The 14,481-nt window shown below is 72.4% G+C and carries 10 protein-coding genes and 1 pseudogene; 9 read left to right on the top strand and 2 right to left on the bottom strand.

Going from position 1 to position 14,481, the window contains the following annotated elements:
- Window positions 1–78: 78 nt before the first annotated feature.
- The 7 genes and pseudogenes from C9F11_RS29465 to C9F11_RS29500 all read left to right on the top strand — a co-directional run.
- Window positions 79–1,323: a spermidine/putrescine ABC transporter substrate-binding protein gene (locus C9F11_RS29465; RefSeq protein WP_138962102.1), complete on the top strand. Its 1,245-nt coding sequence runs from the start codon at window positions 79–81 to the stop codon at window positions 1,321–1,323.
- A gap of 97 nt (window positions 1,324–1,420) precedes the next feature.
- Window positions 1,421–2,566 (top strand): ABC transporter ATP-binding protein, encoded by a 1,146-nt coding sequence (locus C9F11_RS29470; protein ID WP_138962103.1) that lies wholly within the window; start codon window positions 1,421–1,423, stop codon window positions 2,564–2,566.
- Window positions 2,563–3,492 carry an ABC transporter permease gene (locus tag C9F11_RS29475; protein ID WP_138962104.1) on the top strand — a complete coding sequence of 310 codons (930 nt, stop codon included), beginning with the start codon at window positions 2,563–2,565 and terminating at the stop codon, window positions 3,490–3,492. The genes C9F11_RS29470 and C9F11_RS29475 overlap by 4 nt, the downstream gene beginning before the upstream one ends.
- Window positions 3,492–4,304: an ABC transporter permease gene (locus C9F11_RS29480; protein ID WP_138962105.1), complete on the top strand. Its 813-nt coding sequence runs from the start codon at window positions 3,492–3,494 to the stop codon at window positions 4,302–4,304. Before C9F11_RS29475 ends, C9F11_RS29480 begins: the two co-directional genes overlap by 1 nt.
- Before the next feature lie 76 nt (window positions 4,305–4,380).
- Window positions 4,381–5,799: an FAD-dependent oxidoreductase gene (locus C9F11_RS29485; RefSeq protein ID WP_138962106.1), complete on the top strand. Its 1,419-nt coding sequence runs from the start codon at window positions 4,381–4,383 to the stop codon at window positions 5,797–5,799.
- A 177-nt stretch (window positions 5,800–5,976) separates the two neighbouring features.
- Complete coding sequence (locus C9F11_RS29490) at window positions 5,977–6,489, top strand: hypothetical protein (protein ID WP_138962107.1); 513 nt, start codon at window positions 5,977–5,979, stop codon at window positions 6,487–6,489.
- Between the two features lie 274 nt (window positions 6,490–6,763).
- Window positions 6,764–7,774: pseudogene (locus tag C9F11_RS29500) on the top strand (chitinase); the annotation flags it as partial.
- Here C9F11_RS29500 and C9F11_RS29505 read toward each other — a convergent pair.
- The gene (locus tag C9F11_RS29505) at window positions 7,728–8,327 is read right to left on the bottom strand and encodes a phosphatase PAP2 family protein (protein WP_346347373.1); all 600 of its coding nucleotides are present in this window, start codon (window positions 8,325–8,327) and stop codon (window positions 7,728–7,730) included. The pseudogene C9F11_RS29500 and the gene C9F11_RS29505 overlap by 47 nt on opposite strands.
- Before the next feature lie 481 nt (window positions 8,328–8,808).
- Window positions 8,809–10,143, bottom strand: a complete 1,335-nt coding sequence (gabT, locus tag C9F11_RS29510) for a 4-aminobutyrate--2-oxoglutarate transaminase (protein ID WP_138962109.1) — start codon at window positions 10,141–10,143, stop codon at window positions 8,809–8,811.
- Between the two features lie 296 nt (window positions 10,144–10,439).
- On the opposite strand from gabT, the gene C9F11_RS29515 reads away from it, so the two are divergent.
- Both C9F11_RS29515 and C9F11_RS29520 read left to right on the top strand, forming a co-directional pair.
- On the top strand, window positions 10,440–12,581 hold the full coding sequence (locus C9F11_RS29515) for an ATP-binding protein (protein WP_138962110.1): 2,142 nt from the start codon (window positions 10,440–10,442) through the stop codon (window positions 12,579–12,581).
- A gap of 239 nt (window positions 12,582–12,820) precedes the next feature.
- Window positions 12,821–14,395, top strand: a complete 1,575-nt coding sequence (locus C9F11_RS29520) for a PucR family transcriptional regulator (RefSeq protein ID WP_138962111.1) — start codon at window positions 12,821–12,823, stop codon at window positions 14,393–14,395.
- Window positions 14,396–14,481: the final 86 nt, after the last annotated feature.

Here is a 14,481-nt window from a genome sequence, read left to right on the forward strand (position 1 = left end):
CCCGGGCGCCGCGAGACCGGGCGGCGCCCGCCCCCTCACCCTCCCGCAAGGGACCCTCCCGAAAGGGCAGACCAGCGCATGGAGCAGTACGAGCCCGACCGCCTCTCCCCGGCCCAGCGGGCCGCCCTGCGGCGCGGCCTGACCAGCGGCCGGGCCGCGCTCACCCGCCGCTCGCTGCTGCGCGCCGGCACCGGCGGCGCGCTCGCCGCGGGCGGGCTCGGCGCCCTGAGCGCCTGCGGCATCCCCGCCGCGGGCAAGGGCACGGGCGGCATCGCCGCCGAGGACCGCTCGGCGAAGGAGAAGCGCGTGTCCTTCTCCAACTGGACCGAGTACATGGACGTGGACGACGACAAGCGGCGGCCCACCCTCGACGCGTTCACCAGGCGCACCGGCATCACGGTCAAGTACACCGAGGACATCAACGACAACAACGAGTTCTTCGGGAAGGTCAAACCGCAGCTCGCCGCGGGCCAGGACACCGGCCGCGACCTGATCTGCGTCACCGACTGGCTGGCGGCCCGGCTGATCCGCTTCGGCTGGGTGCAGAAGCTCGACGCGGCCCAGCTGCCGCACGCCTACACCAATCTGTCCGCCCAGTTCCGCTCGCCGGACTGGGACCCCGGACGCGCGTACTCCTACCCCTGGACCGGGATCTCCGCCGTCATCGCGTACAACAGGAAGGCGACCGGCGGGAAGGAGATCACCTCCGTCTCGCAGCTGCTCGACGAGCCGAAGCTCAAGGGCCGCGTCGGGTTCCTCTCCGAGATGCGCGACACCGTTGGCATGACCCTGCTCGACATGGGCAAGGATCCGGCCGCCTTCAAGGACGACGACTACGACGCGGCGATCGCCCGCCTCCAGAAGGCCGTCGACAGACGCCAGATCCGCCGCTTCACCGGCAACGACTACACCGCCGACCTCGACAAGGGCGACATCGCCGCGTGCGTGGCCTGGGCCGGTGACGTCGTCCAGCTCAAACTGGCCAACCCCGACATCGAGTTCGCCATCCCCGACAGCGGCTACATCGTCTCCACGGACAACCTCCTCATCCCCAACAAGGCGCGCCACAAGCGCAACGCCGAGCGGCTCATCGACTACTACTACGAGCCCGAGCCCGCGGCCCGGCTCGCCGCGTTCATCAACTACGTGTGCCCGGTGGACGGCGTCCGTGACGAGCTCGCCAAGATCGACCCGAAGGCGGCCCGGAACCCGCTGATCCTGCCGGACAAGGAGATGGCGGCGAAGTCCCACGCCTTCCGGTCGCTCACGCCGAAGGAAGAGACGGCGTACGAGGAGAAGTTCGCCCGGCTCACGGGCTCCTGAGCCCGCCCCCACGGGCCGCACCGGACCCGCCCGCGGCTCCCCGGCCCCCCGCACGGCGCCCGCCGTCCCGCCCGCTCACCACTCCTGGGAAGAACTCATGACCGAAACCAGCGGCGACGTCCGCCTGACCGGGATCAGCAAGACCTACGGCTCCTTCACCGCCGTCCACCCGCTCGACCTCACCGTGCCCCAGGGCTCGTTCTACGCCCTCCTCGGCGCGTCCGGCTGCGGCAAGACCACCACCCTGCGCATGATCGCGGGCCTGGAGGAGCCGAGCTCCGGCACGGTGTGCCTGGGCGAGCAGGACGTCACCGCGCTGCCGCCCTACAAGCGGCCCGTGAACACGGTCTTCCAGTCGTACGCGCTCTTCCCGCACCTCGACATCTTCGAGAACGTCGCCTTCGGCCTGCGCCGGCGCGGCATCAAGTCGGTGAAGAAGCAGGTCGGCGAGATGCTCGACCTCGTCCAGCTCGGCGAGCAGGCCCGCAAGAAGCCGCACCAGCTCTCCGGCGGCCAGCAGCAGCGCGTCGCGGTGGCCCGCGCGCTCATCAACCACCCCAAGGTGCTGCTCCTCGACGAGCCGCTCGGCGCCCTCGACCTGAAGCTGCGCCGCCAGATGCAGCTGGAGCTCAAGCGCATCCAGACCGAGGTCGGCATCACCTTCGTCCACGTCACGCACGACCAGGAGGAGGCCATGACGATGGCCGACACGGTCGCGGTGATGAACGGCGGCCGCGTGGAGCAGCAGGGCGCCCCGGCCGAGCTGTACGAGAATCCGCGCACCACCTTCGTCGCCAACTTCCTCGGCACCTCCAACTTCATCACGGCCGAGGTCGACTCGGCCGCCGGTGACGACGTGGTCCTCCGGGCGGGCGACGGCAAGCTGCTGCTGCCCGGGGCGCGATGTAGCGCCGCGACTAGCCCGGGCGGCAAGGTCCTCGTCGGGGTGCGCCCCGAGAAGATCACCCTGACCCACGCCGACGACGCGGGCACCGTCCCCGACGGCCGCAACCGCATCACCGGCCGCGTCGTCACCTCCAGCTTCATCGGCGTCTCCACCCAGTACGTCGTCGACAGCCCCGTCTGCGACGCCTTCGAGGTGTACGCGCAGAACATCGAGCGCGACACCCGGCTGACCCCGGGCGCCGAGGTCGTCCTGCACTGGAACCCCGCCCACACCTTCGGCCTCGACGCCGACCAGGACGTCGACGCGGGCGTCGAGAAGGTCGAGGAGGACGCGTGACGGCCCCCGTCAAGGCGCCCGTCGAGGACGCCCCCGCCGCCGAAGCCCCCGCCCGGCCCCGCAGGCGCGGCCGCCTCGTGCCCTACTGGCTGCTGCTCCCCGGCATCCTGTGGCTGGTCGTCTTCTTCGCCCTGCCGCTGGTCTACCAGGCCTCGACGTCCGTGCAGACCGGCTCCCTCGAAGAGGGCTACAAGGTCACCTGGCACTTCGCCACCTACTGGGACGCGCTCGGCGACTACTGGCCGCAGTTCCTGCGCTCGGTGCTGTACGCGGGCGCCGCCACGGTCCTGTGCCTGCTGCTCGGCTATCCGCTGGCGTACCTCATCGCGTTCCGCGCGGGGCGCTGGCGCAATCTGATCCTGGTGCTCGTCATCGCCCCGTTCTTCACGAGCTTCCTCATCCGCACGCTCGCCTGGAAGACGATCCTCGCCGACGGCGGGCCCGTCGTCGGCGCCCTGAACACGCTGCACGTCCTGGACGTCACCAGCTGGCTCGGCGTCACCGACGGCGACCGCGTCCTCGCCACGCCGCTCGCGGTGGTCTGCGGACTCACGTACAACTTCCTGCCGTTCATGATCCTGCCGCTCTACACGTCCCTGGAGCGCATCGACCCCCGGCTCCACGAGGCCGCGGGCGACCTCTACGCCCGTCCTTCCACGACGTTCCGCAAGGTCACCTTCCCGCTGTCGATGCCGGGTGTCGTCTCCGGGACGCTGCTCACCTTCATTCCGGCCGCCGGTGACTACGTGAACGCCGATCTGCTCGGGTCCACCGACACGCGCATGGTCGGAAACGTCATCCAGACGCAGTTCCTGCGCATTCTGGATTACCCGACGGCGGCGGCCCTTTCGTTCATCCTGATGGCCGCCATTCTGATCATGGTGACGTTCTACATCCGCAAGTCGGGGACGGAGGATCTGGTCTGATGGGCCCGTTCATCGCATTCGGCCGTCTGCTGCGCCGGAACCTCGTCGTCATCTTCGGGCTCCTCACGCTCGGCTATCTCCTGCTGCCCAACGTCGTCGTCACCGTCTTCTCCTTCAACAAGCCGAAAGGCCGTTTCAACTACTCCTGGCAGGAGTTCTCCACCGATGCCTGGCAGGACCCGTGCGGCGTCGCCGACATGTGCGGCTCGCTCTCCCTCAGCCTGCAGATCGCCTTCCTCGCGACGCTCGGCGCCACCGTCCTTGGCACGATGATCGCCTTCGCGCTCGTGCGCTACCGCTTCCGGGCGCGCGGCGCGGTCAGCTCGCTGATCTTCCTGCCCATGGCGATGCCCGAGGTCGTCATGGCGGCCTCGCTGCTCACCCTGTTCCTCAACATGGGCGCGCAGCTCGGCTTCTGGACCGTGCTGATAGCCCACATCATGTTCTGCCTGAGCTTCGTGGTGACCGCGGTGAAGGCGCGCGTGATGTCGATGGACCCGCGTCTGGAACAGGCCGCGCAGGACCTCTACGCCGGGCCCGTGCAGACCTTCCTGCGGGTCACGCTGCCGATCGCGGCGCCGGGCATCGCGGCGGGCGCGCTGCTCGCCTTCGCGCTGTCCTTCGACGACTTCATCATCACGAACTTCAACGCCGGATCGACTGTGACCTTCCCCATGTTCGTCTGGGGATCCGCGCAGCGGGGTACGCCCGTTCAGATCAATGTGATCGGCACGGCGATGTTCCTCATCGCCGTCGTTCTCGTACTGGCAGGAATGCTGATCGGAAAGCGCCGCGCGAAGCGGGCGCGCTGACCTGAGGGAAAGCGGTGCCCGTGCGGTTCCCAGCAGCTCTGTGCAGCTCTACGCATTTCTCAAGGGAGTGGAAATCATGGCCCCTGCAGCCATGAACCGTTGGACGAAGTCCCTCGCCGAGGCCAAGCCGGCCCCGTACTGGCTGGACGGTCCGGACCGACCCGAACCCGAACCCGCGCTCGTCGGTGACGAGCGTGCCGACCTGCTCGTCGTCGGCGGCGGCTACAGCGGCCTGTGGACCGCCCTGATCGCCAAGGAGCGCGACCCCGGCCGTGACGTCGTCCTCGTCGAGGGCCGCGAGATCGGCTGGGCCGCCTCCGGGCGCAACGGCGGCTTCTGCGCCGCGTCCCTCACCCACGGCGTGCCCAACGGCCTGGCCCGCTGGCCGGACGAGATCGCCAGGCTGGAGGAGCTCGGCGCCCGCAACCTCGACGAGATCGAGGCGGCCGTCGAGCGGTACGGCATCGACTGCGACTTCGAGCGCACCGGCGAGATCGACGTCGCGACCCAGCCGCACCAGCTCGCCGAACTCCACGAGATGTACGAGGAGATGGCCGCGCGCGGCCTCACCGGCTCCGCCGAGATGCTGGACGCGGACGAGCTGCGCTCCCAGGTCGACTCGCCGACCTTCCTCGGCGGCTTCTGGGACCGCGACGGCGTCGCCATGCTGCACCCGGCGAAGCTCGCCTGGGGCCTCAAGCGCGTCTGCCGCGAGCTCGGCGTGCGCGTCCACGAGCACACGCCCGCCCTGGAGCTGGCCCCCGCCGGCGCCGGGATGGCGATCCGCACCCCGTACGGCAGGGTCTTCGCCCGCCATGTCGCGCTCGGCACGAACGTCTTCCCGTCCCTGGTCAAGCGGGTGCGCGCGTACACGGTCCCGGTGTACGACTACGCGCTCATGACCGAGCCGCTCACCCCGGACCAGCTGGCCGCCATCGGCTGGAAGAACCGCCAGGGCCTCGGCGACGCGGCCAACCAGTTCCACTACTTCCGGCTGTCCGCCGACAACCGCATCCTGTGGGGCGGGTACGACGCGGTCTACCCCTTCGGCGGCAAGGTGCGCGCCGAGTACGACCACCGCCCCGAGACGTACGCGAAGCTCGCCGGGCACTTCTTCACCTGCTTCCCGCAGCTGGAGGGGGTGCGGTTCACCCACGCGTGGGGCGGCGCGATCGACACGTGCTCGCGCTTCTCGGCGTTCTTCGGCACGGCGCACGGGGGCCGGGTCGCGTACGCCGCCGGATACACGGGCCTCGGCGTCGGTGCCACGCGCTTCGGCGCCGACGTGATGCTGGACCTCCTCGCGGGCGAGCGCACCGAGCGGACCGACCTGGAGATGGTCCGCTCCAAGCCGCTGCCGTTCCCGCCCGAGCCGTTCGCCTGGACGGGGGTGACCCTGACCAAGTGGGCCCTGGCCCGCGCGGACGCCAACGGGGGCAGGCGCAACGCCTGGCTCAGGACGATGGACAGGCTGGGGCTCGGCTTCGACAGCTGACCCCGCGCGGCGCGCGGGTGGACATCCGCCCGCCGTCGTCCACCGGCGTACGCCCTCACCGTGCTGTGACACGCTTCACTACCAGTCAGTAGCTGAATCCGCGTAACGCCCGGCCCCCGAAGCCCTCTCCCTCGTGTCAGGCATTCGTACGGCACACGAAGACAGGGAGGTCCGACCGTGAATGGTTCGGGCGCCAAATCGGCGGTGGAGTGGCTGGTGTCGGTGGCACCGGATCCGGAGGCCTGTCGCTGGGAGTGGGAACGCAACCCCCTCGGGGTCGCGCTGCTCCCGGCCGGCAGGCTCTGGGACGTACTGATCCTGCCGGGTGAGCTCGGCTATCCCACGCTGGACGTGCTGACGCGGGTCGTCGACCGTCCGGGCCCGGTGCTCGCCGACTTCGGCGACGCCCGGATGGGGTTCTTCGTGCCCCCGGGCACGGTGGCCCGCTGGGTGGGCACGGGGGTGCGCGGCGCGGGCCGCGGCACCTGGATCGTCGTGCCCTTCCCGGGGCGCTCCACGGGCGCCGTGCGCTGGCTGATCCCGCCGGACGGCTCGGGCACGCTGGTCGACCCGGCGCTCCTGGAGCTCGCGATGCACGAGGCGGCGGCGCGCATCGCGCGGGACGCGCGGGCAGAGCGGGATGCCTGGGGCGCCGCCCCTCGCGACCCGGATGAGCCGCACCCGGAGTGATCCCCTGCGCTCCGTTCTTAGTGACAGGGACTTGACAAGGGCATTGGTCTGGACCAGCTTGAGTATGTCCTGCTCTCCAACACCCCCACCTCTGGAGGCAGTTGTGGCACTCGTTTCTCGCCCGCGGGTTCGTCGTGGCTGGTCGCGCAGTTCCCCGCGCCCCCGGGGGGCGCTCCCGTGTGCCGCTCTGGTGCTCGCGGTGTGCGGCATGCTCGCGGTGCAGAGCCCGGCGGGCGCGTCGGACGCGCGCGGCCCCCGTAGGGCGGCCGATCCGCTGCCCGCGCACGCCCTCGTCGGCTACCTCCACACCAGCTTCGCCAACGGCTCCGGCTATACGCGCCTGGCCGACACCCCGGCGAGCTGGGACGTCATCGACCTGGCCTTCGGGGAGCCGACCTCCTCGACCTCCGGCGACATCCGCTTCGGCCTCTGCCCCAAGACGGAGTGCCCGAACGTCGAGACGAAGGACGAGTTCAAGGCCGCCGTCAAGGCCAAGCAGGCCCAGGGCAAGAGGGTCCTGATCTCCATCGGCGGCCAGAACGGCCAGGTCCAGCTCACCACCACGCAGGCCCGCGACAAGTTCGTCGCCTCCGTGTCGGCCATCATCGACGAGTACGGACTCGACGGTCTGGACATCGACTTCGAGGGCCACTCCCTCTCCCTCAACGCGGGGGACAGCGACTTCAAGAACCCCAAGACCCCGGTGATCGTCAACCTGATCTCCGCCGTGAAGACCCTGAAGGCCAAGTACGGCCCCGGCTTCACCCTCACCATGGCGCCCGAGACCTTCTTCGTGCAGCTCGGCTACCAGTTCTACGGCCCCGGCCAGTGGGGCGGCGACCCGCGCGCGGGCTCCTATCTGCCGGTCATCCACGCCCTGCGCGACGACCTCACCCTGCTGCACGTCCAGGACTACAACTCCGGCCCGATCATGGGCCTCGACAACCAGTACCACCAGATGGGCGGCGCCGACTTCCACATCGCCATGACCGACATGCTCCTCACCGGCTTCCCGGTCAAGGGCAACGCGGCCAACGTCTTCCCGCCCCTGCCCCCGGAGAAGATCGCCATCGGCATGCCCGCGTCCCCGCAGGCGGGCAACGGCCACGTCGCGCCCGGCGAGGTCAACAAGGCGCTCGACTGCCTCACCAAGAACACCAACTGCGGCTCCTACAAGCCCCACGGCAAGTGGCCCGCCCTGCGCGGCCTGATGACCTGGTCCATCAACTGGGACCGCTTCAACAACGGGGAGTTCTCGAAGAACTTCGACGCGTACTTCGGCTGAGCGACACGGCCCCGAGCAGCCCCCCGCACAGCAGCCAGCTCGCCAGGACGTCCGCGGGCCAGTGGTAGCCGCGGACGACCAGGCCGAGCCCGACGGCGAGGTTCACCAGGACGCAGACCGCGGTCAGGGTGCGGGGGGCACGCAGGAAGGGGAGGAGCAGCAGGGCGGCGGCGCCGTAGGCGACGGTGGCCGTCGCCGTGTGCCCGGAGGGGTAGTAGCCGGTGCCGTCCATGCCCGGCGGGGCCCCGCGGTCGACCGCGGCCTTCAGAGGTACGACCAGAGCGGGCACGGCGGCCATGGCGAGCGCCGCGACCAGGGGCGCGAGCCACCACCGGTCCGCGCCGGCGCGGAAGCCGCGCCACGCCGCGTAGCCGAGGGCGGCGGCGAGCACCGGCAGGGCGACGGCCGTGTTGCCCAGGTCGGCGAAGAGCTCGGCGACGGGGCGGGGGAGCAGGGCGCCGGAGAGGGCGCGGCCGAGGCGTTCGTCGAGCCGGCGCACGGGGCCGTCGACGACGATCTGCCAGGTGAGCAGGGTGAGGAGAAGACCGCTCACCGCGAGCAGGAGCAGGGAAAGGGTCGGCCGCCCCGGAACAGGGGGGGTAGTTCCGGGGCGGCCGAGAGGACCGGGCTGCCGCGCGCCCCGGGGGGTGTGGGACGGGCGGCCATCCGATCGGTGAGGAGTTCCGGAGCGCATGGCTCCAGGTGTGTGCGCGAAGGCACGTCCAGGGCGGGGCTGGGGAGGCTCCGACCTGGTGTCGCCCACGGTCTCCCGTGAACGGGGTGTTTCTCTCATCTGCAGAAACCGTACGTCAGTAGTTCGGGGGCCGACAGCCGGAAGCGGGTCCCGCCATGGGGCTCCCACACCTTCTTCACAGGCCCTGACCGTCACCCCAGGTCACGATCGGTGTACCGGGCGAGATCCGCACATGTCAGGAGGTGCGCCACGGACGGCACCGGGGCCGCCCCCTCGGTGGGACGGCCCCGGTGTCAGAGGTCCAGACAGGTGCGGCGCGCGCGGGTGCGCGCCGGAGCGGTCAGACCGTCGCGAACGCGGCCTCGATGATGTCCAGGCCCTCGTTCAGGAGGTCCTCGCCGATCACCAGCGGCGGCAGGAAGCGCAGGACGTTGCCGTAGGTGCCGCAGGTCAGGACGAGCAGGCCCTCGGCGTGGCAGGCCTTGGCGAGGGCGCCGGTCGCCTCCGGGTTCGGCTCCTTCGTCGCGCGGTCCTTGACCAGCTCGATCGCGATCATCGCGCCCCGGCCGCGGATGTCGCCGATGATGTCGAACTTCTCGGCCATGGCGGAGAGCCGGGCCTTCATGACGGCCTCGATCTCCTTCGCCCGGGCGTTGAGGTCGAGCTCCTTCATCGTCTCGATGGCGCCGAGCGCGCCGGCGCAGGCCACCGGGTTGCCGCCGTAGGTGCCGCCGAGGCCGCCCGCGTGCGCGGCGTCCATGATCTCGGCGCGGCCGGTGACGGCGGCGAGCGGCAGGCCGCCCGCGATGCCCTTGGCCGTCGTGATCAGGTCGGGGACGATGCCCTCGTCCTCGCAGGCGAACCACTGGCCGGTGCGGCAGAAGCCGGACTGGATCTCGTCCGCGACGAAGACGATGCCGTTGTCGCCCGCGAACTTCACGATCTCCGGCAGGAAGCCCTTGGCGGGCTCGATGAAGCCGCCCTCGCCGAGCACCGGCTCGATGATGATCGCGGCGACGTTGTCGGCGCCGACCTGCTTGTTGATCATGTCGATGGCCTGCTTGGCGGCCTCGGGCCCGGCGTTCTCGGCACCGGTCGGCCAGCGGTAGCCGTACGCCACCGGCACGCGGTAGACCTCGGGCGCGAACGGGCCGAAGCCGTGCTTGTACGGCATGTTCTTCGCCGTCAGGGCCATCGTGAGGTTCGTGCGGCCGTGGTAGCCGTGGTCGAAGACGACGACGGCCTGGCGCTTGGTGTACGCACGGGCGATCTTGACGGCGTTCTCGACGGCCTCGGCGCCGGAGTTGAACAGGGCCGACTTCTTGGCGTGGTCACCCGGGGTGAGCTCGGCGAGCGCCTCGGCGACCGCCACGTAGCCCTCGTACGGGGTGACCATGAAACAGGTGTGGGTGAAGTCCGCCAGCTGCGCGGAGGCGCGGCGCACGACGGCTTCGGCGGAGGCGCCGACGCTGGTCACCGCGATGCCGGAGCCGAAGTCGATCAGGCGGTTGCCGTCGACGTCCTCGATGATGCCGCCGCCCGCGCGGGCCGTGAACACGGGCAGCACCGAGCCCACGCCACCGGCGACCACCGCGGTGCGGCGGGCCTGCAGCTCCTGGGACTTCGGCCCGGGAATGGCGGTGACGACGCGGCGCTCCTGGGGAATAGCGGTCATGAGAGCTCCTGGGGGTGGTGGGTCGTGCGGACGTCCTCGGGGCACAGCGGCTTTCCGGGCGCGTTCTCGGTCTTTCTCCGCAGGTTAGGGGCGGGCGGTGGCGGCGGGCATGCTCCATGGGGGAGAGGTTCGGCGTGGCGGTTGTCCGTGGTGGACATAGCCACGCGGCGGGCGTCGCGGCGCCCGGCCCGTGGTGTGATCGGCGTGCGCGCGGCCCAACGGCGGCACCCGGGCACTAGATTGAGCCGCGCACCAGCACACAGGGCCAAGACAGGGCAGGTCAGGGGGCAAGGGCCATGACTTCCGACGGCACGTACGACGCTCGCGGCACGCACGCCACTCCGGTGCCGCGCGTGGCGCCGCCGCGCGGCGGCGCCACGGGGGAGGCGGCTCCCGCCGTGCCGCCCAGGCCCGCACGGGCGCCGGGCGCGCCGCCACAGCCCCAGGGCGAGGAGTTCCTCGCCTGGCTGCGCACGCCCCGGCCGAAGGCGGCCCCCGGCATCTGGCGGTTCGGGCACAAGGAGAGGCCCGATCAGGAGCCCGAGGTCATCCCGACCCGGCAGCTCCTGACGGGCGCGGGGATCGCGTTCCTCGTGGGCTGGCTGATCTGGTCGCTGCTCAACAACAACTACCTGGGCAGCTGGTGGATCGTTCCGCTGGAGCTCTTCACACCGGACTCCTGGCGGTACAGCGACAGCAAGGTCGTCAACCTCCTCGTCTGGGACGGCTACACCCTCCTCATCGTGCTCGCCATCATGATGGGCGCCGGCAAGGTGGGCCGCTGGGACGAGATCTGGCGCCGCTTCGTCGCCCCGCGCCTGCGCACCAAGGCACCGGTGGAGGCCGAGCCCGCGCCCGAGGAGGACCCCGCCCAGTGGCCGAAGCTGCGGGCCGGGGGCGCGGGGGCCGCCGCCGACCGGCTCGCCGCCGACGCCCGCGCGGGGCTGATGCGGGACATCGACGCCGCCCGCATCGCCCGCGCCTGGCGCTCCGTGCGCTCGGGGAACAACTCCCTCGCCGCGTTCACCGACGCCGTCGTGCGCGACGGCGCCGCCGCCTGCCCGCACCCCTCCGGGGACCGGGACCTGCCCGCGCGGGCCGCCCGGCACGACCTCGCCACCGCGCAGGTGCGGCTCGGCACCACCGTGGACGACCCGCGCAACCCCTACGCCTACCGGGGCGCGGGCCTCGCCGTCGGCCCCGGTCTGATCGGCACCTCGCTGCTCGCCGTCGGCCCCGCGGGCTCCGGCAAGACCGGCAGCGTCGTCTGGCCGATCGCCGAAGGCCTGTGTCTCCAGGCGCTCGCCGGGCGCGCCGCCGTCGTGGTGGTCGGCGCGGCGGGCGCGGGGCTCGGCCCCAGTGACGACTACGACGTGGTCGTCCGCATCGGCCAGCCCGAGTCCGAGTACGACCTCGACCTGTACGGCGGCGCCACCGACCCGGACGAGGCCGCCGCCGTGCTCGCCGAGGCCCTCGTCGGCGACCTCGTCGACCCGCACCTGGGCGCCGACACCCGCCGCTCCACGACCGTCCTCGCCCAGCTCCTCGGCCCCTACCGCGCCGTCCACGGCACCTTCCCCTCCGTGCCCGAGCTGCGCGCCCTGCTCGACGGCGTCCCCGAGCCGCTCGACGCCCTCCGCAAGGGGCTCCTGGAGCTCGGGCACGAGGTCATGCTGCGCGACCTCGACGCCCGCGCGCGGCAGTCGGGGCACCCGGGCGACATCGGCGCCACCCTCGCGGACCGGCTCGCCCTGCTCGACCGGCCCGCGTTCGCCGCCTTCTTCGACACCTCGGGCCGGAGCACCCCGTTCTCGCTGCGCGCCCTCGACCACCCCGTACGGGTCCGCGTCGACCTGCCCGAGCGCGGCCACGCCGACGCCTCGCGGATCCTCGCCCGGCTCGTCCTCGCCCAGTTCACGGCCAGCGCCGCCGCCCGCGAGGACCGCTCGCTGTTCGCCTGCCTCGTCCTCGACGACGCCACCGGCACGGTCACCCCCGAGGCGGTCCGCCGGATCCAGCGGCTCAGGTCCGCCAACGCGGGCGTCGTCATGACCCTGCGGACCCTCGACGACGTGCCCCGCCCGCTGCGCACGCCGCTGCTCGGCGCCGTCGGCTGCCGCATGGCCCTGTCCGGGCTCACCCCCTGGGACGGGCAGGACTTCGCGGAGGTCTGGGGCAAGGAGTGGACCGAGGCGCGGGACGTCACCGACCGGCAGATCATCGCCGAGACCCCCGCGGGCAAGGTCCTGCACGTGCTGCGCCGTGTGATCACCGGACGCGCGCCGACCGCCCGCGCGGTCACCGTCCGCCAGGTCGAGCGCGAGCGCTGGTCGGCCTCCGAGCTGGCCCACGCGGTGCCGCCGGGGCACGCGGTCCTCTCGCTGACGGACGTACGGGGGGAGCACGCGCCGCCGCTCCTCGTGGACCTGCGGAGCTGACGGTCCCGAGCCTCGGGTTCCGGCGGGGGACATACCCGGCAGGGCGCCCGTGGCGACCGTACGGTGAGGCAGAATCGACGGTAGCCGTCATACGCGGCGGCCAAGAGATCATGTGCCGCTCGGTGCGCTCGCCGGGCGTCCACGTGACCGCCGTCCGCCGCCGCGGCCCCCGCCCCACCACCCGCACGCGGTCCGCCGCCCCGGCGCCCGCCCCCGCCGTCGTACGACCTGAAGGTCCCATGCCCCCCACGCTCGCCTCGCTCGTCCAGCACTCCGCGCTCAAGCTCACCGTGCGTGCCGGCGAGGACCGCCTGGACACCCCCGTGCGCTGGGCCCACGTCAGCGAGCTCGCCGACCCCGTGCCGTACATGGAGGGCGGCGAACTGCTCCTCGTCACCGCCCTCCAGCTCGACGCGGAGAACCCGGAGGCGATGCGGCGGTACGTGAAGCGGCTCGCGGGCGCGGGCGTCGTCGGCCTCGGCTTCGCCGTCGGCGTGAACTACCCCGACATCCCCGAGGCCCTCGTCGACGCGGCCACCGCGGAGGACCTGCCGCTCATCGAGGTGCCGCGCCGCACCCCCTTCCTGGCCATCAGCAAGGCCGTGTCGGCCGCCATCGCCGCCGACCAGTACCGCGCCGTCACCGCGGGCTTCGCCGCCCAGCGCGAGCTGACCCGGCAGGCCCTCGGGGACGGCCCCGAAGGGCTGCTCGGCGCGCTCGCCGGACAGGTCGACGGCTGGGCCGCGCTGTACGACGCCTCCGGGGCCGTCGTCGCCACCGCGCCCGAGTGGGCCGCCCGCCGCGCCGCCCGCCTCACCCCGGACGTCGAGCGCCTGCGCGAGCGCACCGCCCCCGCGAGCCTCGTCGTCGCCGGGGCCGAGGACCGGGTCGAACTGCACTCCCTCGGCACCGGGCGGCGACCGCGCGCCGCGCTCGCCGTCGGCACGGCCTCGACCCTCGGCACCGCCGAGCGCTACGCCGTGCACTCCGCGATCGCCCTGCTCACCCTCACCACCGAGCGCTCCCGCTCCCTGCACGCCGCCGAGGCCCGCATCGGCTCCGCCGTCCTGCGCATGCTGCTCGCCGGGGAGCCGGACCACGCGCTGGCCGTCGCCGGTGACCTGTACGGCGAGCTGCTCGACGCGCCCTTCCGCCTCCTGGTGGCCGAGTCCGCGACGCCCCCGGCCGCCGAGGACGAGGGCGGCTGGTCCGCGGGGCTCGTCGACGCCGTCGAGTCGGCGGCCGCGCGCTTCGGCGAGGCGCTCCTCGTCGTGCCGGACGGCGAGCGGCTCGTGCTGCTCGTCGCCGACGGCGGGGCCGCACAGCGGGCCGCCGTCGAGCACGTGGCGCGGGTCGAGGTCGGGCGCCCCGAGCCGGCCGACGGGCCCGGGCTCCTGGTGGGGCTCTCCGCGCCCGCGGGGACCGTCGCCGCCGCCCCCGCCTACAAACAGGCCGAGCAGGCCCTGTCCGTGGCGCGGCGGCGCGGCAAGGCCCTCGTCGAGCACGAGGAGCTGGCCGCGGGGTCGGTCCTTCCGCTGCTCGCGGACGAGGCGGTGAGGGCGTTCGCGGACGGGCTCCTGCGGGCGCTGCGCGAGCACGACGCGACGGGGCGCGGGGACCTGGTCGCCTCGCTGCGGGCGTGGCTGTCGCGGCACGGGCAGTGGGACGCGGCGGCCGCGGACCTCGGCGTGCACCGGCACACGCTGCGCTACCGCATGCGGCGGGTCGAGGAGATCCTCGGCCGCTCCCTGGACGACCCGGACGTCCGGATGGAGCTCTGGCTGTCCCTGAAGGCGACGACCCCGGTGGACTAGCCCTGACATTCCGGTGTGCCGGGGGCCGCCACTACGCCGACTCGGACAACCCCGACGCGAAACCTCCACCCCTACGGTGGACCCCG

It is taken from the genome of Streptomyces sp. YIM 121038, from assembly GCF_006088715.1.
Taxonomy (GTDB): domain Bacteria; phylum Actinomycetota; class Actinomycetes; order Streptomycetales; family Streptomycetaceae; genus Streptomyces.